Origin of the sequence: Janthinobacterium sp. FT14W (genome assembly GCF_009208755.1) — a bacterium.
Lineage (GTDB): Bacteria > Pseudomonadota > Gammaproteobacteria > Burkholderiales > Burkholderiaceae_D > Janthinobacterium > Janthinobacterium violaceinigrum.
This window is the reverse complement of sequence record NZ_WFLL01000003.1, coordinates 52,592-72,174: the sequence shown is the minus strand read 5'-3', so window position 1 is coordinate 72,174 and position 19,583 is coordinate 52,592. Positions and strand designations below refer to the sequence as shown.

9 protein-coding genes and 1 riboswitch are annotated in these 19,583 nt (G+C 64.9%); of the genes, 6 read left to right on the top strand and 3 right to left on the bottom strand.

Annotated features, from left to right (window positions below):
* Positions 1-43 precede the first annotated feature (43 nt).
* The gene (locus GCN74_RS03870) at positions 44-541 is read right to left on the bottom strand and encodes an Lrp/AsnC family transcriptional regulator (RefSeq protein WP_152255419.1); all 498 of its coding nucleotides are present in this window, start codon (positions 539-541) and stop codon (positions 44-46) included.
* Positions 542-694: 153 nt separating this feature from the next.
* On the opposite strand from GCN74_RS03870, the gene GCN74_RS03865 reads away from it, so the two are divergent.
* Positions 695-2,734, top strand: coding sequence for an aminotransferase class V-fold PLP-dependent enzyme (locus tag GCN74_RS03865; protein ID WP_152255418.1), 2,040 nt, complete (start codon positions 695-697; stop codon positions 2,732-2,734).
* Between the two features lie 405 nt (positions 2,735-3,139).
* Positions 3,140-11,779 (top strand): GH36-type glycosyl hydrolase domain-containing protein, encoded by an 8,640-nt coding sequence (locus tag GCN74_RS03860; protein WP_413541522.1) that lies wholly within the window; start codon positions 3,140-3,142, stop codon positions 11,777-11,779.
* On the opposite strand, the gene GCN74_RS03855 is transcribed toward GCN74_RS03860, so the two are convergent.
* Complete coding sequence (locus tag GCN74_RS03855; protein ID WP_193316955.1) at positions 11,776-11,979, bottom strand: hypothetical protein; 204 nt, start codon at positions 11,977-11,979, stop codon at positions 11,776-11,778. The genes GCN74_RS03860 and GCN74_RS03855 overlap by 4 nt on opposite strands.
* Positions 11,980-12,094: 115 nt before the next feature.
* Complete coding sequence (locus GCN74_RS03850; protein WP_152255416.1) at positions 12,095-12,670, bottom strand: TMEM165/GDT1 family protein; 576 nt, start codon at positions 12,668-12,670, stop codon at positions 12,095-12,097.
* A gap of 9 nt (positions 12,671-12,679) precedes the next feature.
* Positions 12,680-12,861: riboswitch (yybP-ykoY riboswitch) on the bottom strand.
* Between the two features lie 145 nt (positions 12,862-13,006).
* On the opposite strand from GCN74_RS03850, the gene GCN74_RS03845 reads away from it, so the two are divergent.
* From GCN74_RS03845 to GCN74_RS03830, 4 genes are all read left to right on the top strand, one after another.
* Entirely contained in the window at positions 13,007-15,388 is a 2,382-nt protein-coding gene (locus GCN74_RS03845; RefSeq protein WP_152255415.1) for a M1 family aminopeptidase, read from the top strand.
* Positions 15,389-15,507: 119 nt separating this feature from the next.
* Positions 15,508-17,367, top strand: a complete 1,860-nt coding sequence (locus GCN74_RS03840; protein WP_152255414.1) for a M1 family metallopeptidase — start codon at positions 15,508-15,510, stop codon at positions 17,365-17,367.
* 24 nt (positions 17,368-17,391) lie between these two features.
* Positions 17,392-19,029 carry a serine hydrolase gene (locus tag GCN74_RS03835; RefSeq protein ID WP_152255413.1) on the top strand — a complete coding sequence of 546 codons (1,638 nt, stop codon included), beginning with the start codon at positions 17,392-17,394 and terminating at the stop codon, positions 19,027-19,029.
* Between the two features lie 276 nt (positions 19,030-19,305).
* Positions 19,306-19,500, top strand: coding sequence for a hypothetical protein (locus GCN74_RS03830; protein WP_152255412.1), 195 nt, complete (start codon positions 19,306-19,308; stop codon positions 19,498-19,500).
* The last annotated feature ends 83 nt before the right edge of the window (positions 19,501-19,583 follow it).

Below are 19,583 nucleotides of genomic sequence, written 5' to 3'. Positions count from 1 at the left end.
CATGCCGATTTTTCATGCTTGTTCGCCATGCGGGGAAAATGGGTCAGGCAGGCAAGCCGTGGGCGATCAATTCCAGCGGCAATTCCGTGCTGCACTTGATTTGCTCCATGGAGAAGGCGGACGACACGCCCGTCAGCTGCACGGCCTTGATGAGCTTTTTATAGAAGGTGTCGTAGCCCTTGATGTCGGTGGTGACGACTTTCAGCAGGTAGTCGATGTCGCCGCTCATGCGGTGAAATTCCTGTACTTCGGGCAAGACGATGACGGCGGCGGCAAAGCGGCGCAGCCATTTCTCATCGTGCTGTCCCGTGCGCACGCTGACAAACACGGTCACGGGCAAGCCCACTTTTTGCCGGTTGACGATGGCCACGCGGCTCTCGATGTAGCCGTCTTCCTCCAGGCGCTTGACGCGCTTCCAGCATGGCGTGCTGGACAGGCCGATCTTCTCGCTGAGGGCGGCGATCGACAGGGTGCCATCCTGCTGCAGGGCGGCCAGGATGGCGCAGTCGAATTTGTCGAGCGATGTGTTTGGTGAATTCATTTTATGATTCTCTATTTTGTAGCATCGATATGCTACATATTACGCTATTTGCAGTGACTTTTGGCATATCTTCACGGGGGCCTGCCGGTAGACTATCGAGACGTTCCAGCCGCTTGCGCTGCGCCCTTTTCATCGAATACCCGGACTGCCATCATGAAAGAAATCTACCTCGACAGCAATGCCACCACCTGCGTGCTGCCCGCCGCCGTTGCCGCCGCCAGGCAGGCGATGGAACAGGGCTATGGCAATCCCAGCAGCACCCACGCCACGGGTTTGCAGGCCAAGGCCATGATGGATGGCGTACGCCAGCGCGCCAGCCGATTGCTGGGCGTGGGCGACGGCCGCCTGATGTTCAACAGCGGCGCCACCGAAGGCATCCAGACGGCCGTGCTGTCGGCCCTGTGCGCGCTGCGCGAACGGCGCGACGCGGGCAAGCGCATCGGCAGCCTGCTGCTGTATGGCGCGACCGAGCACAAGGCCGTGCCGGAAAGCCTGGCCCACTGGAACCGCTTGCTGGGCCTGAACCTGGAAGTGCGCAAGCTGCCCGTCGATGCGCAGGGGCGCCACGATCTGCAGGCGCTTGATGCGCTGATCGGCGATGCGGCCATGCTGTGCACGATGGCAGCCAACAATGAAACGGGCGTCGTCAGCGACCTGTCCGCCATCGCGCAGCTGCTGCAGGAACGGGGCGCCGATGCCTACTGGATGGTCGATTGCGTGCAGGCGCTGGGCAAGCTGAAGCTGAACCTGGCTGCCACGCGCATCGATTACGCGCCGTTTTCCGGCCACAAGCTGTATGCGCCCAAGGGCATCGGCATGCTGTACGTGCGCGCCGGCGCGCCGTTTACACCCCTGATGATGGGCGGCGGCCAGGAAGCGGGCCTGCGCTCCGGCACGGAAAACATGGCCGGCATCGCCGCGCTGGGCGCCGTGCTGGCCGCCCTGGAAGATGGCAAGACTTTCCGCAGCCACGCCGACCTGGCAGCGTTCCGCGACAGCCTGGTGGCCAGCCTGGAGCACGCGTTCCCCGGCATCGTCTTCAATATGCCGTTCGAGCTGTCCCTGCCGACGACGCTCAATTTTTCCGTGCCGGGCCTGTCTTCGAAGGAATTGCTGGACCTGTTCGATGCGGCGCGCGTGCGCGTCAGCTCGGGCAGCGCCTGTTCCGCCGCCAAGGCCCTGCCCAGCTATGTGCTGGAAGCGATGCACGTGCCGCAATGGCGCGCCAGTTCGGCTATCCGCCTGTCGTTCGGCCCCCTGATCGACGCGGCAACCATCGCCGCCGCCTGCGCGCGCATCGAGCGCTGCGGCGAAGCGCTGCGCAGCAGCTGTTTGCTGCCGTCGGCGCTGGCGCCATCGCCGCAGGACGGCGCGCAAGAGGGCATAATCCAGCTGGGCGTCGATGGCCAGTGCACCTGGCTGCTCAGCGATGCGGCCAGCGCCAGGTGCGTCGTCATCGATCCCGCCGCCGCGCTCGTGCCGCGCCTGGCCGCCTTCATCCGCTGCCAGCACCTGGCCTTGCGCGCCATCGTGCACACGACGGCGCCGGACGACCATGGCGCGGCGCGCCTGGCGCTGTTGCAGGAGCTCGCCATCGAACAGGTGGGCCGCGTCGATATCGACGGTGAGCTGGCACTGGGCCAGCAGCGCCTGCGCCGGATCGAGTGCGGTGAAACGCATGTGTACCTGCTGGGGCAGCGCTTCGCCTTCACCGGCGCCCTGGCGCCCGAGGCGCTGGCGCCCCTGTTCGAAGCGGGGCTGGTGACGCCGGACACCGTGCTGTGCAGCTCAAGCGACGACGGCCGCCTCTGCAGCACCGTGCGTGCTGCCGGCGAAGGCGAAGCGTCCACCAGCGAACTGCAGCTCGATGCGGCCGGCTTGCCCGCTTTCCTGCGCCAGCACCCCGACGCCATCCTCGTCGACGTGCGCGAAGCATATGAACACGCGGCCTGTGCCGGCACGGTATTCGAGGGCTGTGCCGTGCACAGCGTCCCGCTGAGCCGCCTGGCCGGACAGGTGGCTGCCTGGCTGCAGCAGCCGCAGCGCCCGCTGGTCTTTTTCTGCCGCAGCGGCAACCGCAGCGCGCGCGCCGCCGCCTGTTTGCGCCGCCTGGGCCATGGCGCGGCGTGGCAACTCAACGGCGGCATGGCGATGGCGGAAGCGACGCGCCACCCGCTGGCCATCGCGGCCTGACAGGGTTGAAGTTTCCTCGTTGAAATATTGCACCGTGCCATCATTGGCACGGTGCCGTTGGCGCATTTCCCCTGTTAATTTCTTCCTGGCATTTTTCCTCCCTACAACTGCCTGATTTCTTTGCCGGCACGTCCCTAAAACCTCGGGTATGTACGCTAGCGCACGGTCTTGCGCGCAGGGCGCACCTACGATGAAGTTCAGAAAATCTCCCTATACCCTGAGATTCGTCGCAACGCTCCGGCGCTTCGCTTTCCGTCTTCGCCAGTGTCCGATCGTGTTCTTCCAGACTGGGCCAGCGTGACGGTGGCCGCTGGCTGCCTGCGCGCACCTAGCGAGGCCAAGTTGAAAGAGTACACCGCAGTAGTCACGCAGCAGATCCAGCAACAGATTTCCAAATTTAAAGAAATCTTCCGCGACCATGCCCTCGCGCCGGACAGTTTCGACGCCGCGCGCGACGATGCCTTGCCCCTGCGTTCCGAGCTGTTCAGCGCCATGCAGATGGCTGCCCACGGCAAGCACGTGGCTGCCGGCCATGCGGTGGGACGGCACCATGGCCGCGACCGCCTGTTGGCGCGCCTGGCCGACAATGCGGCTCTGATCACGGCCACCGTCAACGAGCTGACGGCCACGGTAAAAAGCGGGCGCCAGGTCACGCCCGCGTCGGAATGGCTGCTCGATAATTTTTATCTGATCGAAGAGCAGATCCGCACCACGCGGCGCCATCTGCCGAAGAACTACAGCAAGGAGCTGCCACGGCTGACGTCCGGCGTGGATGCGGGCTGTCCGCGCGTGTACAAGATCGCGCTGGAAATCATCTCGCATGGCGACGGCCGGGTCGACCTGGAAAACCTGTGCCACTTCATCGAGGCTTACCAGGATGTGGCCACCCTGACCCTGGGCGAACTGTGGGCCGTGCCCATCATGCTGCGCCTTGCCCTGATCGAAAACCTGCGGCGCGTCGCCGTGCGCGTGGCCGATGACCGCATGCAGCGCGACCTGGCCAATACCTGGGCCGACCAGATGACGGAGATCGCCGAGCGCAATCCCAGCGGCTTGATCCTGCTGGTGGCCGACATGGCGCGCTCGAATCCGCCGATGACCAGCGCCTTCGTGGCGGAGCTGTCGCGCCGCCTGCAGGGGCAGAGTTCGTCGCTGACCCTGGCGCTGTCGTGGCTGACGCACAAGCTGGCCGAATCGGGCCTCACCATCGAGCAGCAGATCCAGTCCGAGATCGGGCAGCAGGCGGCCGACCAGGTGTCGATCGCCAACAGCATCGGCAGCCTGCGTTTTCTGGGCACCATGGATTGGCAGGAATTCGTCGAGACCATGAGCGTCGTCGAGCAGACCCTGCGTCTCGATCCTGCCGGCACGTATGGCTTGATGGATTTCGCCACGCGCGACAGCTACCGCCACGCCATCGAGCGCATCGCCAGGCGCAGCGCGCGCAGCGAAGTGGAGGTGGCCGAGATGGTGGTGCAGCTGGCGCACACGCATGGCAACGGCAGCGATGCGCGCCGCGGCCACATCGGCTTTTACCTGGTGGGGCGCGGCGTGCTGGTGCTGGAAAAGCAGGCCGGCGCCAGGCTGCCCTTCCTCGAGGCGCTGCAGCAGACGGCGCGCGCCGCGCCGCTGGCCGTCTACCTGGGCGCCATCTGTTTCCTGAGCCTGGCGACAAGCGCCTTGCTGCTCGAGCGCGCCGTGCGCCATGGCGTGCAGGGCTGGCCCCTGGCGGCGCTGGGCGTGCTGGCGCTGCTGGGCAGCAGCCAGCTGGCCGTGGCCGTGGTGAACTGGCTGGCGACCCTGATGACGTCGCCGCACCCGCTGCCGCGCATGGATTACCAGGCCGGCATTCCGTCGGACGCGCGCGGCATCGTGGTGGTGCCGACCCTGATCTACAGCCAGGACAACGTGGCGGCCCTGTGCGAGGCGCTGGAAGTGCGCTATCTGGCCAACCGCGATCCGAACCTGCGCTTTTGCCTGCTGACGGACTTTGTCGATGCGGAGGCGCAAACGCTGCCCGGCGACGAGGCCTTGCTGCGCCAGGCGCAGGAGACCATCCGTGGCCTGAACGACAAATACCGCGTGGAAGGCATCGAGTTCAAGGACAATGGCGACCCGGCCGAACGCGAAGAGGCGGGCCACGCGGGACCGTTCCTGCTGCTGCACCGTCCGCGCCTGTGGAATTCGCAGCAGAATGCGTGGATGGGGCAGGAGCGCAAGCGGGGCAAATTGTCCGACCTGCACGCGTTCCTGCGCGGCGGCGCGCGCGACAGATTCGCGCTGGTGGAAGGCGCGTTGCGCGGCCTGCGCACGATCAAATACGTGATCACGCTCGACACCGATACGCAGCTGCCGCGCGACGCGGCGCGCGAATTCATCGCCACCATGATGCACCCGCTGAACCGGCCCGTGCTGGACGCGGCCGGCACGCGCGTGGTGGCCGGCTACGGCATCCTGCAGCCGCGCGTGGCCGTCGCGCTGCCCAGCGCGAACGCGTCGCGCTACGAACTGCTGTGCGGCGGCGAACCGGGCATCGACCCGTACACCCGCACCGTCTCCGACCTGTACCAGGACGTGTTCTATGAAGGTTCTTTCATCGGCAAGGGCATCTATGACCTCGACATGTTCGAGCGCGTGCTGGGCCAGCGCCTGCCCGACAATAAAATCCTCAGCCACGACCTGCTGGAAGGCTGCTACCTGCGCGCCGGCCTGCTCAGCGATTCGCAGCTGTATGAGGAATATCCGGCCCGCTATGACGCCGACGTGAGCCGGCGCCAGCGCTGGATACGCGGCGACTGGCAACTGGTCGGCTGGCTGCTGGGCCGCGTGCCGGGCCGCGCGGGCAAGCGCGAACGCAATCCCCTGTCGATGCTGTCGCGCTGGAAGCTGTTCGACAACCTGCGCCGCAGCGTCGTGGCGCCCGCCACCACCGTGTCGCTGCTGCTGGTGTGGGGCTTTTTGCCGCACGTGGCGTTCTGGAGCGCGGCCGTGCTGGCCATCATCTTCCTGCCGCCCGTGTTTTCGGCCCTATACGACCTGCTGCGCAAACCGCGCGACACCCTGTGGCGCCAGCACCTGGCCGCGTTCGAGCGGCGCTGCGGCGTGCAGTTTTCGCACGCCATGCTGACGCTCGCCTTCCTGCCATACGAAGCCTGGATCAGCCTGGACGCCATCGCCCGCACCGTGTGGCGCCTGGGCGTGTCGCACAAACATTTGCTCGACTGGCGCGCCTCGAACCTGCACAGCTCTTCCGGCTCGCAGGCCGATAGCTGGCGCGCCATGTGGTGTTCGCCCGCGCTGGCGCTGGCCACCTTTGCTGCCTTGCTGGCCTGGCGTCCCGCCGCCTTGCCGGCAGCGGCCGTGGTGCTGCTGCTATGGCTGGCGGCCCCCGCCATCGCCTGGTGGATCAGCCGTCCCATCGAACGGGCCGTGGCGCGCCTGTCGGCCGAGCAGGGGCGCTTCCTGCATGGCGTGGCGCGCAAGACCTGGGCGTATTTCGATACCTTCGTCGGCCCCGATGATCACTGGCTGCCGCCCGATAACATGCAGGAGCATCCGAACCTGGTGGTGGCGCACCGCACTTCGCCGACGAATATCGGCCTGGCGCTGCTGGCCAACCTGACGGCCTATGATTTCGGCTACCTCACCATGGGCCAGCTGATCGAGCGCAGCCGCGCCACCTTGCGCAGCATGGGTGAGCTGGAGCGCTTCCAGGGCCATTTCTACAACTGGTACGACACGCAAACGCTGAAGGCCTTGCAGCCCATGTATATCTCGACGGTCGACAGCGGCAACCTGGCCGGCCATCTGCTGACCTTGCAGCCGGGACTGGTGGAACTGTACGACGCGCCCATCATGGGTCCGCAAATCGCGGACGGCATCCGCACGACGGCGCAGGTACTGCAGGAGTTCATCGCCGCCGAAGGCGAAGGCAAGGAAGTGCGCGCGTCGCTGGCGCTGCTGCAGGCGCCAGCCGCGCCGGCCAGTCTGCCCGAATGGCATGCCTACCTGCATGCGGTGAATGGCGCGGCCGACGCGCTGCTGTCGCTGACTTTGCAAAGCGAGGATGGCGAGCTGTCCATGTGGAGCGGCGCGCTGGCGCGCCAGTGCCGCGCGGCGCTGGCCGAGCTGCTGCAGCTGGCGCCGTGGGCGGCGCAAGCGGACCTCGATGCGGCGTGGCAGCGCGTGCCGACCCTGCGCGAACTGGCCAACCTGGCGCTGATCGACGGCACGCCGCGCGAGCTGGCGGCGCTGCTGGCGCAGGGCAGCGAACAGGCGGGCCGCCACATGCGCGACATCGCCCATGCGGCGGGCCAGGCGCGCGATTTTGCGCAGGTCGAATACGCATTCCTGTACAACCCGTCGACAAAACTGCTGGCCATCGGCTACAACGTGAGCGAGCGGCGCCTCGACCCCAGCTATTACGATTTGCTCGCTTCCGAAGTGCGCCTGGCCAGTTTCATCGCCATCGCCCAGGGACAGCTGCCGCAGGAGCACTGGTTCGCGCTGGGGCGCCAGCTGTGCATGGTGGCCGGCCAGCCCGTGCTGCTGTCGTGGAGCGGCTCGATGTTCGAATACCTGATGCCGCTGCTGGTGATGCCGACTTATCCGAACACCCTGCTCGACCAGACGTATCACTCCGTCATCGAGGCGCAGATCGACTATGGCCGCCAGCGCGATGTGCCGTGGGGCGTTTCCGAGTCCGGCTACAACGCGGTCGACGCCAGCCTGAACTACCAGTACCGCGCCTTCGGCGTGCCGGGGCTGGGCCTGAAGCGGGGCCTGGCCGACGACCTGGTGGTGGCGCCGTACGCCAGCATGATGGGCCTGATGGTGCAGCCCGAAGCGTCGTGCCAGAACCTGCAGCGCATGCGGGCGGCCGGCTACATGGGCCGCTACGGCTTCTTCGAGGCGATCGACTTTACCACCGCGCGCCTGCCGCGCGGGCAGGGCAGCGCCGTCATCCGTTCCTTCATGGTGCACCACCAGGGCATGGGTTTCCTGGCCCTCAGCTACCTGCTGCACGACCGCCCCATGCAGCGCCGTTTCGAGTCCGATCCGCTGCTGCAATCGGCCTTGCTGGTGCTGCAGGAGCGCACGCCGCAGGCGGGCGCTTTTTACTCGAACACGGCCGAACTGGCGGTGCTGCGCAGCGGCGCGCCCGAGCAGGCCATGCCGATGCGCATCCTCACGCAGGCCAACAGCGCCGTGCCCGAAACGCAGCTGCTGTCGAATGGCCGCTACCACGTCATGGTGAGCAATGCGGGCGGCAGCTACAGCCGCTGGAAAGACCTGTCCGTGACGCGCTGGCGCGAGGACAGCACGCGTGACAACTGGGGCAATTTCTGCTACCTGCGCGACCTTGACGACGGTGCCGTCTGGTCCACCATGTACCAGCCCACCTTGGCCGAGCCGAAGAAATACGAGGTGATCTTTTCCGAGGGACGTGCCGAGTTCCGCCGCGCCGACCACGGCCTGGATCTGTACACGGAAATCGTCGTCTCGCCCGAGGACGACATCGAAATCCGCCGTACCCGCATCAGCAACAATTCGAACCGCCAGCGGCGCATCGAGATCACCAGCTTTGCCGAAGTGGTGATGGCGCCGGCGGCGGCCGACGCGGCCCATCCCGCGTTCAGCAAGCTGTTCGTGCAGACGGAAATCCTGGCGCAGGAAAATGCGATTCTGTGCACGCGCCGACCCCGTTCGAAAGACGAGCAGATGCCGTGGCTGCTGCACCTGATGACGGTGCATGACGCGGAGCGCTACGAGGTCTCGTTCGAGACGGACCGCGCGCGCTTCATCGGCCGCGGCAACACGGCGCAACTGCCGCTGGCGCTGCAGGAAAGCGGCCCGTTGAGCGGCGGTCACGGTTCCGTGCTGGACCCCATCGTGGCCATCCGCTACGTCATCACGCTGGCCCCCGACCAGGCCGTGACGGTCGACAGCGTGACCGGCATGGTGGAGCAGCGCGAGGCGGCGCTGCACCTGATCGACAAATACCAGGACCGCCATCTGGCCGACCGCGTGTTCGAGCTGGCCTGGACGCACAGCCAGGTGGTGCTGCGCCAGTTGAATGCCAGCGAAGCCGATGCGCAGCTGTATGCGCGCCTGGCCAATGCCGTGATCTATCCGAATGCGGCCTTGCGTGCCGAGGCCAGCATCCTGATCAAGAACCAGCGCGGCCAGTCCGGCCTGTGGGCGTATGCCATCTCGGGCGACCTGCCCATCGTGCTGCTGCAGATACGCGATACGGCCAATATCGAACTGGCGCGCCAGATGGTGCAGGCGCATGCCTACTGGCGCCTGAAAGGGCTGGTGGTGGACCTGGTGATCTGGTACGAGGAACAGGCGGGCTACCGCCAGCTGCTGCACGACCAGATCATGGGCCTGATCGCCTCGGGCATCGATGCGCAGGCGATCGACCGCCCGGGCGGCATCTTCGTGCGCCTGGCCGAGCAGATCGCCAACGAAGACCGCATCCTGCTGCAGTCGGTGGCGCGCGCCATCATCAGCGACCTGCGCGGCACGCTGGCCGAGCAGGTCAAGCGCCCGGCCAGTCCCGTGCTGCGCATGCCGCCGCTGCTGCAAGAGCCCGCGCGCGAACATGGCGGCGTGCCGCACCGGGCGCCACAGCGCGAGCTGATCCTGGAAAATGGCCTGGGCGGTTTCACGCCCGATGGCCGCGAATACGTGATCACCACGGGCGAAGGAAAACAGACGCCGGCGCCCTGGTCGAACGTGCTGGCCAATGCGCAATTCGGCACCGTGGTGTCGGAAGGCGGCCAGGCGTACACCTGGAGCGAGAATGCGCATGAATTCCGCCTCACGCCATGGCAGAACGACCCTGTGTCCGACCTGTCCGGCGAAGCGTTCTATGTGCGCGACGAGCAGAGCGGCCAGTTCTGGTCGCCGTCATCGTTGCCCGCGCGCGGCAGCGGCGACTACGTCACGCGCCACGGTTTCGGCTACAGCGTGTTCGAGCACAGCGAAGGGGGCATCGCCACCGAGTTGTGCACCTATGTGGCGCTGGACGCGGCCGTCAAATACTCCGTCATCAAGGTGCGCAACGACAGCGGCGTGCCGCGCCGCCTGTCCGTCACGGGCTATGTGGAATGGGTGATGGCCGACCTGCGCGCCAAGTCCGGCATGCACGTGGCCACTGAAGTGGACACCATCAGCGGCGCCCTGTTTGCGCGCAATAACTACAACACGGAGTTTTCAGGCCGCGTGGGATTTTTCAATACGGACGCCAGCATCCGCTCCATCACCTGCGACCGCAATGAATTCATCGGCCGCAACGGCAGCCTGGCGCAGCCGGCGGCGCTGCGCCGCGTGCGCTTGTCGGGCAAGGCGGGTACCGGATTGGACCCGTGCGCCGCCATCCAGGTGCCGTTCGAGCTGCAGCCGGGGCAGGAGCGCGAAATCGTCTTCCTGCTCGGCGTGGGCGGGCGCCGCAATGCGGACGCCAGCACCATGGTGCAGCGCCATGCGGGCAAGGAGGCGGCCCGCAGTGCGCTCGACGCGGTGCGCGCGCACTGGGACAGCACCCTGGGCGCCGTGCGCATCGAGACGCCCGATCCCTCGCTCGACGTGATCGCCAATGGCTGGCTGATGTACCAGACCATCGCCTGCCGCCTGTGGGCGCGCAGCGGCTATTACCAGTCGGGCGGCGCCTACGGTTTCCGCGACCAGCTGCAGGATGCGATGGCCATGATCCACACGGCGCCGCAGCTGCTGCGCGGCCATTTGCTGCTGTGCGCGGCGCACCAGTTTGTCGAGGGCGACGTGCAGCACTGGTGGCATCCGCCGTCGGACCGGGGCGTGCGCACGCACTGCTCCGACGACTACCTGTGGCTGCCGCTGGCCGCCTGCCGCTACGTGATCGCCACGGGCGACGTCAACGTGCTGTCGGAAGTGGCGCCCTTCATCGAGGGGCGCGCCGTCAAGCCGGAAGAGGATTCGTATTACGACCTGCCCGTGCGCTCGGGCGAATCGGCCGACCTGTACGAGCACTGCGTGCGCGCCATCCGCCACGGCCTGCGCCTGGGCGTGCACGGCTTGCCCCTAATGGGTTCCTGCGACTGGAACGACGGCATGGACAAGGTGGGCGAGCATGGCAAGGGCGAGAGCGTGTGGCTGGCCTTCTTCCTGTACGAGGTGCTGCAGCGCTTCGCGGAAGTGGCCGTGCTGCGCGGCGACGCGGCGTTCGCCCGGTTCTGCCGCGACGAAGCAGTCAAGCTGGCGGCCAATGTCGAGGAGCATGCGTGGGATGGCGAGTGGTACCGGCGCGCGTATTTCGACGACGGCACGCCATTGGGATCGCATACGAACGAGGAATGCCAGATCGATTCGATTTCGCAAAGCTGGGGCGTGCTGTCGGGCGCGGCCAACAAGGAGCGGGTCGCCGGCGCCATGCGCCAGGTCGATGCGCGCTTGGTGCGGCGCTGGCCTGGCACAGACCTTGGCGTGATCCAGCTGCTCGATCCGCCGTTCGATAAATCCAGCCTCAACCCCGGTTATATCCGCGGCTATGTGCCGGGCGTGCGCGAGAACGGCGGCCAGTACACGCATGCGGCCATCTGGACGGCGATGGCGTTTGCCCGCCTGGGCGATGGCGAAAAGGCGTGGGAACTGCTGCGCATGATCAACCCCGTGCGCCACGGCGTCGATGCGCAGGCCGTGGCGCGCTACAAGGTGGAGCCGTACGTGGTGACGGCCGACGTGTATGCCGTGGCGCCGCACGTGGGACGCGGCGGCTGGAGCTGGTACACGGGGTCGTCGGGCTGGCTGTACCGGCTGATCGTCGAATCGCTGCTCGGCTTGACGCGCGAAGCGAACGTGCTGCGCGTGGCGCCGAACATGCCGGCCGATTGGCGCGCCTTCAAGCTGCATTACCGCTTTGGCGCCAGCAGCTACGCGATCACGGTGGAACAGGCGCAGGGGCGGCCCGCAGGATTGTCGCTCGACGGCGTGGCGCAGGAGGGCAACAGCATCGCCCTGCGCGACGAGAGCCGCGAGTATGCGGTGCTACTGCTGCTTTAGTCTTGCCACGTATCGTGTTCGGGCCGGCGCAGTCCCAGCAGCAGGATCAGGCCCGCGCCCAGCAACAGCAGGTCGCGCGTGCGCACTTCGGGCACGGACGGCGCTGCCGTCTGGTGGTTCGCCGGCGCCGCCGTGGCGGCGGGGAGCTGGCAGGTGCAGGCGGCCAGGCACAGCGCCGCCATTTTTCCATTCCAATGCATACATTCCTCAAGAAAGCGCGCTGGCCATTCGGGGCCAGCGCGCCGGTGTTCATGTCGCCGCCATTGTAATTATGAACATGAACATTGTAAATGAGAAATTATTTAAGGCTGCGCGTCAGAAGCCCAGCGCCGCGCCCGCGCCCAGCAGGGTCGCCACGCCCAATATGGCAAAGACCAGCGCCGCGATGCCGTGCACGAGGCGCAGCGAGACGCGGTTGGCGATCCTGTCGCCCAGGTACACGGCCGGCACGTTGGCCAGCATCATGCCGAAAGTGGTGCCCAGCACGACGGAGTAGATGTCGTGGTAGCGCGCCGCCAGCGCCACCGTGGCCACCTGCGTCTTGTCTCCCATTTCCGCCATGAAGAAGGCGATCAGGGTGGTCAGGAAGACGCCATACTTGGCCAATCTGGTTTCGTCTTCATCGAGCTTGTCGGGGATCAGGGTCCAGGCAGCCATCGCCAGGAAGGACACGCCCAGTACCCAGCGCAGCACGTCCGGCCCCAGCATGCTGGTGATCCAGGCGCCGATGGCGGCGGCAAACGCGTGATTGGCGATGGTGGCGACGAAAATGGCCAGCACGATGGGCAAGGGCTTGCGGAATTTGGCGGCCAGTAAAAAGGCCAGGAGTTGGGTTTTGTCGCCGATTTCAGCGAGACCGACGATGCCGGTGGAGATGAGGAATGCTTCCATGAGATTGCAAGAGGTACGCGGGCCGGACGAATTAACCAATGATCCACGGGCGACTCCGGCCCATGCGGCCGCCCTGGATCAATGGTCTCGTCAAGTTCTGCAACCACCTGCACCATGGCCTGCGGGCCAATTATGTTGATACAGGTTCCCGCGGCAGGACCGCAGGACGACTACTCCCCAATGTTCGAGGCGCATCATACGCCAATGCCCGCGTCCGCGCCAGTGCCGCCGGGGGATGCTGCGGCCTGGTGTGTGGGACTTCGACAACAATGATCGATTTGCAAACAGACTCGACTTAGAATGCAGTCTGTCCACGACTCCCAGATGGAATGCGCCATGCCGGTCCTTGTCCGCTTGCTTGCCCTGTGTTTGACGTTGTTGTCTCCCTTGCCCGGCCTGTGCGCCGCGGCGCCCTTCGACGACAAGTTCCGCCAGCTCGAAGAATTGCTGCCCACGCCGAATGCCTACCGCACGGCGTCCGGCGCGCCGGGCCACGCCTACTGGCAGCAGCGCGCCGACTACGTGATCCGCGCCACCCTGGACGAAGCGCGCCGCGAAATCACGGCCAGCGAACAGATCACCTACCACAACCGCTCGCCCGACAGCCTCGCGTATCTGTGGCTGCAGCTGGACCAGAATGGCTTGCGCAAGGATGCCGACCAGCGCCGCGTCCTGAGCGCGCCGTCGCGCCAGGCCTGGCTCAGTGGCAGCGAAGAGGAGGCGCTGAAATTCGAGGATTTGCGCGCCATCCATGTGGGCCGTGAATTCGACGGCGGCTTCAAGCTCACCGCCGTGAAAGCGGCCAACGGCAAGCCGCTGCCGTATGTCGTCAACCAGACCATGCTGCGCATCGATTTGCCGGCGCCGCTGGCGCCCGGCCAGAGCATCAGCTTCGGCATCGACTGGTCCTACAGCATCAATGACCAGAAGGTGCTGGTCGAGCGCTCCGGCTATGAATATTTTGAAGACGACAAGAACGCGATCTTCCAGGTCGCGCAGTGGTTTCCGCGCATGGCCGCGTATTACGACGCCGTCGGCTGGCAGCACAAGCAGTTCCTCGGCTCGGGCGAATTCACGCTGGAATTTGGCGACTACGAGCTGTACCTGACGGTGCCGGGCGACCATGTGGTGGCCGCCACGGGCGAATTGCAGAATCCTGCCGCCGTCCTGAGCGCGGTGCAGCGCGAGCGTCTGGCGCGGGCGAAGAACAGCGACACGCCGCTGCTGGTGATCACGCCCGCCGAAGCGCTGGCGGCGGAAAAGGGACAGGCGGCGGGGATGAAAACCTGGCACTTCAAGGCGGCCAATGTGCGCGACGTGGCGTGGGCGTCGAGCCGCAAGTTCATCTGGGACGCGCAGGGCTTGAATAGCGGCGGCAAGCGCGTGATGGCCATGTCCTACTATCCGAACGAGGGCAACCCGCTGTGGCAGCAGTACAGCACGCGCGCCATCGTGCACGCGATCGAGCAGTACAACAAGTACAGTTTCGACTATCCCTATCCGAATGCGCTGTCCGTCAATGGCGCCGTGGGCGGCATGGAGTATCCGATGATCTCGTTCAATGGCGGACGCCCCGTGAAGGACAAGAAGACGGGCGCGCTGACCTATTCGAAGACGGCGAAATATGACCTGATTGGCGTGATCATCCATGAAGTGGGACACAATTATTTTCCCATGATCGTCAACTCGGACGAGCGTCAGTGGACGTGGATGGACGAGGGCCTCAATTCCTTCCTGCAGTACCTGGCCGAACAGGCGTGGGAAGAGCATTTCCCCTCCTGGAATGGCGAGCCGCGCAAGATCGTCGACTACATGCGCAGCCAGAACCAGGTGCCCATCATGACCAATTCCGAGTCCCTGCTGCAGTTCACGGCGAATGCCTACGACAAGCCGGCCACCGCCCTCAACATCCTGCGCGAAACCATTTTAGGGCGCGAGCTGTTCGACTTCGCCTTCAAGCAGTACGCCTTGCGCTGGAAGTTCAAGCGTCCCACTCCCGCCGACTTTTTCCGCACCATGGAAGATGCCTCGGGCACCGACCTGGACTGGTTCTGGCGCGGCTGGTTTTATACCACCGACGCGGTCGACATCAGCATCGACGGTATCAGCGAATATGGCGTGAGCACGAAGAATCCCGAAGTCGAGAAAGCGTGGAAGAAGGCGCAGAAGGCCGCGCAACCGATCTCGATCTCGGACCAGCGCAACAAGGCGCTGCCGAAGAAGGTCGACCTCGACCCTGCGCTCAAGGATTTCTATAACCGGCACGATGAATTCACGGTCACCAACAAGGACCGCAACAGCTATGCGGAGGAGCAGGAAACGCTGGAGCCATGGGAGAGAAAGCTGCTGGAACAGCACAACATGGGCAAGCATCTGTACCTGGTCGATTTTTCGAATCTCGGCGGCCTGGTGATGCCGCTGATCCTGGAAATCGAACTGAAAAGCGGCAAGAAGATCGTCGAGCGCGTGCCGGCCGAAGTGTGGCGCTACTCGCCGCACAAGATCAGCAAGGTCATCATCACGGATGAACCGATGGTGGGGCTGGTGCAGGACCCGTATTGGGAGACGGCCGATATCGACATCAGCAATAACGCCTGGCCGAGAAAAATCACGCCATCGCGCCTGGAGCTGTTCAAGCTGGATCGCGACAAGAACAATCTGATGAAGGATTTGAATACGCCGCTCAAGGCGCCGGAGCCCAAGGCCGAGGCGAAATAGGCAGGGGGCGCCGGCCGCTCCGGCTTTTTTTTTCTGCCGGCCTGCGCCGGAAGTGCTATTCTGCGCGACGCCTCGGCGCACACGGACCGGGGCTTTCGCAAATCATTCAAAAGACGACCATGCAAACTTTGACCTTCCTGCGCGCGCTGGGCTGTGCGCTACTCTGCCAGGTAACCCTGGCCGCGCACGCCGACCCCCTCAGCTACGCGCGCTACGACCAGGTGCGCACGCGCGACCTGCAGCTGGACCTGAAAGCCGACTTCAAGCAAAAGACCTTGAGCGGCTATGCCGAGCTGTCGTTGAACTGGATCGACCCGGCGGCGCGTACCCTGGTGCTCGATACGCGCGACCTGTCGATTGCGAAAGTGCAGGTACAGGACAAGCGCGGCGCATGGCAGATGGCGCCGTACCAGCTGGACAAGGCCGACCCGGAAAAGGGCCAGGCGCTGCGCATCACGACCACGGGCCAGCCGGGCAAGGTGCGCGTCTACTATCACACGGCCCCCAACGCCATCGCGCTGCAGTGGCTCACGCCGCAGCAGACCATGTCGGGCAAGCTGCCTTTCATGTTCAGCCAGTCGCAAAGCATCAACGCCCGCTCGTGGGTGCCGTCGCAGGATACGCCGGCCGTGCGCTTTACCTATGGCGCGCGCATCGAGGCGCCGAGCGGCATGCGCGTCGTGATGAGCGCCGAGAACGACGAAAAGGCGACGGGCAAGGGCGGCTGGAAATTCAGGATGCCGCAGCCGATTCCGTCCTACCTGCTGGCCATCGCCATCGGCGAACTGGAAGTGCGTAAACTCGGCCCCCGCTCCGCCGTGTATGCGGAACCGCCGCGCATCCAGGCCGCCGAATACGAGCTGGCCGATACGGAAAAGATGATCCAGGCCGCCGAGGCCCTGTATGGCCCGTATGGCTGGGGCCGCTACGACATGATCGTGCTGCCGCCATCGTTCCCCTACGGCGGCATGGAAAACCCGCGCCTGACCTTCCTCACGCCGACCATGATCGCGGGCGACCGCAGCCTGGTCGACCTGATCGCGCATGAACTGGCCCACTCGTGGTCGGGCAACCTGGTCACCAATGCGTCGTGGAAGCACATGTGGCTCAACGAAGGCTTTACCACCTACGTCACCACGCGCATCGTCGAGCAGCTGTATGGCAGCGAAGTGGCGCAGATGGGCGTGCAGGTCGACCAGGAAGAACTGGCCGCCTCGATCAAGGAACTGCCGGCGGCGAAAACGGCGCTGGTCACGCGCGATGCGGATGCCAATCCCGCGGAAACGTACACGGACGACGGCATCATCTATCCGAAGGGCGCCTGGTTCCTGGCCACCATGGAGCGCCGTGCGGGCCGCGCCGTGTTCGATCCTTTCCTGCGCGGCTGGTTCGACCAGCATGCGTTCCAGAGCGTGACGACGGACCAGTTCGTCGCCTACCTGCGCAAGAACCTGCTGGCGCAGCATCCGGACGTGATGCCGGAAGCGGAACTCCAGGAATGGCTGTATGGCACGGGCGTGCCGGCCAGCGCGCAGCGCGTCGTGTCGCCGCGCCTGGCGCTGCTGGACCAGCACCGCGACGCCTGGCTGAAAGGCGAACTGTCGACGAAGGACCTGGGCATGAACAAGTGGATCGCCATCGAATCGATGCACTTCCTGAACGACATCAACAACAAGGCCAGCGCCGCGCAATTGCGTGAGCTGGACCAGGTCTACGGCGTGGGCAAGAGCGGCAACAATGAAGTGGCGTACCGCTTCTACCTGGCCTCCGTGAACGCCGGCTACGATGTGCGCCAGCCGCTGCAAGCCTTCCTGATGAGCGTGGGCCGCCAGAAGTTCGTCGTGCCCCTGTACGGCGCCTTGATGAAGACGCCGCAAGGCCATGCGTGGGCCAAGGACGTGTATGCGCAGGCACGCGAACGCTACCACCCGGTGACGCAGGAAAGCGTCGATAAATTGATGGCCGCGCAAGCGCATTGAACCTTTTTTTTGGACATCCTGACCATGCATTCCATGAACCGTCTTGCCGCCGCCATCGTGCTGGCGTTTTCCAGCATCGCCGTGCCGGCGCTGGCAGCCGATGCCTTACCCGTCGCTGCCGCCGCATCCGCGCCCGCGCCCGCCTTCGATCTTGACCGCGACGTCGCCACCGCCCTGAAGGTGTTCGACGTGCCCGGCATGGCGATCGCCATCGTCAAGGATGGCAAGGTCGTCACCGCCAGGGGCTTTGGCGTGCGCAAGCTGGGCGAGCCGGCGGCCGTCGACGCGAAGACGCTGTTCGAAGTGGCATCGAACTCGAAGGGCTTCACGGCCGCCGCGCTGGCCATGCTGGTCGACGAAGGCAAGCTGGCCTGGGACGATCCCGTCACCAAGCACCTGCCCGGCTTCCAGATGCACGATTCCTACGTGACGGGCGCCATGACCATCCGCGATTTGCTGACGCACCGCAGTGGCCTGGGCCTGGGCGCGGGCGACTTGCTGTGGTGGCCCACCACCACGTTCAGCACCGACGAGATCATCGAGAAGCTGCGCTACATCCGTCCCGCCACGAGTTTTCGCAACAGCTATGCCTACGATAACCTGCTGTACATCGTGGCCGGCAAGATCATCGCCGACAAGGCGGGCAAGAGCTGGGGCGAGGCCATGCATGAGCGCATCCTGGCGCCGCTGGGCATGACGGGCACCACCACCAGCCTGCTTGAGAACGCGGGCAATCCCGATGTCGCCAACGCGCACAGCAAGATCGACGGCAAGATTGCCGCCGTCAAGTCGATGCCCGTGCCGAACGCCGTGGGCGCCGTCGGCATCAACACGAATGCGGAAGATATCGCCAAGTGGATGATGGTGCTGCTCGACGGCGGCAAGATCGCCGGCGTGAAGGACAAGGACGGCAAGGAAGCGCGCCTGTTCAGCGAAAAGCAGGGCCGCGAAATGTGGACGGCGCAAACGCCGATCAAGATTCCCGAACCAAAACCGGCGCTGGCGGCGACCAAGCCGAATTTCAGCGCGTATGGCCTGGGCTTCCAGCTGCGCGACTACAAGGGCATGAAGGTGGCCATGCACGGCGGCGCGCTGCAGGGATTTTATTCGCGCGTGGTGATGGTGCCGGAGGCAAAACTGGGCGTGGCCATTCTGACCAACGCGGAAAACGGCGGTTCCATGACGGCGATGCAATGGCGCATTCTCGACCATTACCTGCAGGCGGCGCCGTCGGACTGGCTCGCGCTGGTGGCCAAGGTGGAGCAGGACCAGCATGCGGAGGAAGTCAAGAAGCAGGGCAAGGCGTCGAGCGCGCGCGCGGCCAAATCGCAGCCGTCGCTGCCGCTGGCGGCGTACGACGGCGAGTACGAGGATGCCTGGTATGGCAAGGTCGTGATCAAGCCCGAGGGCAAGAAGCACATCCTCAGTTTTACGCGCACGCCGGACCTGACGGGCGAGCTGGAACACTGGCAGCACGATACCTTCATCGTGCGCTGGAAAGAGCGCAACTTCAACGCCGACGCCTACGTGACGTTCTCGCTCAATCCCGATGGCAGCATCGACAGGGTGAAGATGGCGCCCGTGTCGGCCGAGACGGATTTCAGCTATGACTTCCAGGACCTGAGCCTGGTGCCGGTGAAACCGAAGGAAGCGAAGAAATAAGGTGTCGATACAAAAACCGCAGCGTCGCCTGCGGTTTTTTTTCGCCTGTTTCCATGCAAGTGCGCGCCAGAATGGCGGCAGGCCGGTTTTTATTTCATGAAACAGGCAGAAAAAGAGACGTTATCTTGTTTTCCTGTTTGCATATTTAATAATTTTTTAGAGTGCTATTATTTCCATTCGCCACGAAATTCGTCTGTCGACAGGCGGTTTCCGGCGGCTGAAGCCTGTGTCTTCAGTGGTTTTTATAACGACTCAACTCTTGGGAATGGGATAAAAATGATCAATGTGAAAAAAGCCGTCTTTGTCTTTTGCGCCGCCGTCGGTTTTGCCGGCGCCATCAGTTCTTCCGCGTATGCGCTGCCAACGCGCGAAACCTGCGAGGAAGCCTATACCTCGTGCGTGGCGGACGGCGATGCCGACGCCTGCGCACTGGTCAAGCGCCTGTGCGGCGTGTACGGCATCCACCTGTAGGCATGCGGTGGCACGCGCCAGGCCATGCGTGCGCCATCAGTTGTTTTTGGCTCAATTCTTTGGGAACGAGATAAACATGATCA

Bases quoted from the DNA above. Each gene is read 5' to 3' on its own strand.
- GCN74_RS03840 (WP_152255414.1), top strand. From the start codon at position 15,508: ATGCAAACTTTGACCTTCCTGCGCGCGCTGGGCTGTGCGCTACTCTGC.
- GCN74_RS03830 (WP_152255412.1), top strand. From the start codon at position 19,306: ATGATCAATGTGAAAAAAGCCGTCTTTGTCTTTTGCGCCGCCGTCGGT.
- GCN74_RS03870 (WP_152255419.1), bottom strand. From the start codon at position 541: ATGAATTCACCAAACACATCGCTCGACAAATTCGACTGCGCCATCCTG.
- GCN74_RS03845 (WP_152255415.1), top strand. From the start codon at position 13,007: ATGCCGGTCCTTGTCCGCTTGCTTGCCCTGTGTTTGACGTTGTTGTCT.
- GCN74_RS03865 (WP_152255418.1), top strand. From the start codon at position 695: ATGAAAGAAATCTACCTCGACAGCAATGCCACCACCTGCGTGCTGCCC.
- GCN74_RS03855 (WP_193316955.1), bottom strand. From the start codon at position 11,979: ATGCATTGGAATGGAAAAATGGCGGCGCTGTGCCTGGCCGCCTGCACC.
- GCN74_RS03850 (WP_152255416.1), bottom strand. From the start codon at position 12,670: ATGGAAGCATTCCTCATCTCCACCGGCATCGTCGGTCTCGCTGAAATC.
- GCN74_RS03835 (WP_152255413.1), top strand. From the start codon at position 17,392: ATGCATTCCATGAACCGTCTTGCCGCCGCCATCGTGCTGGCGTTTTCC.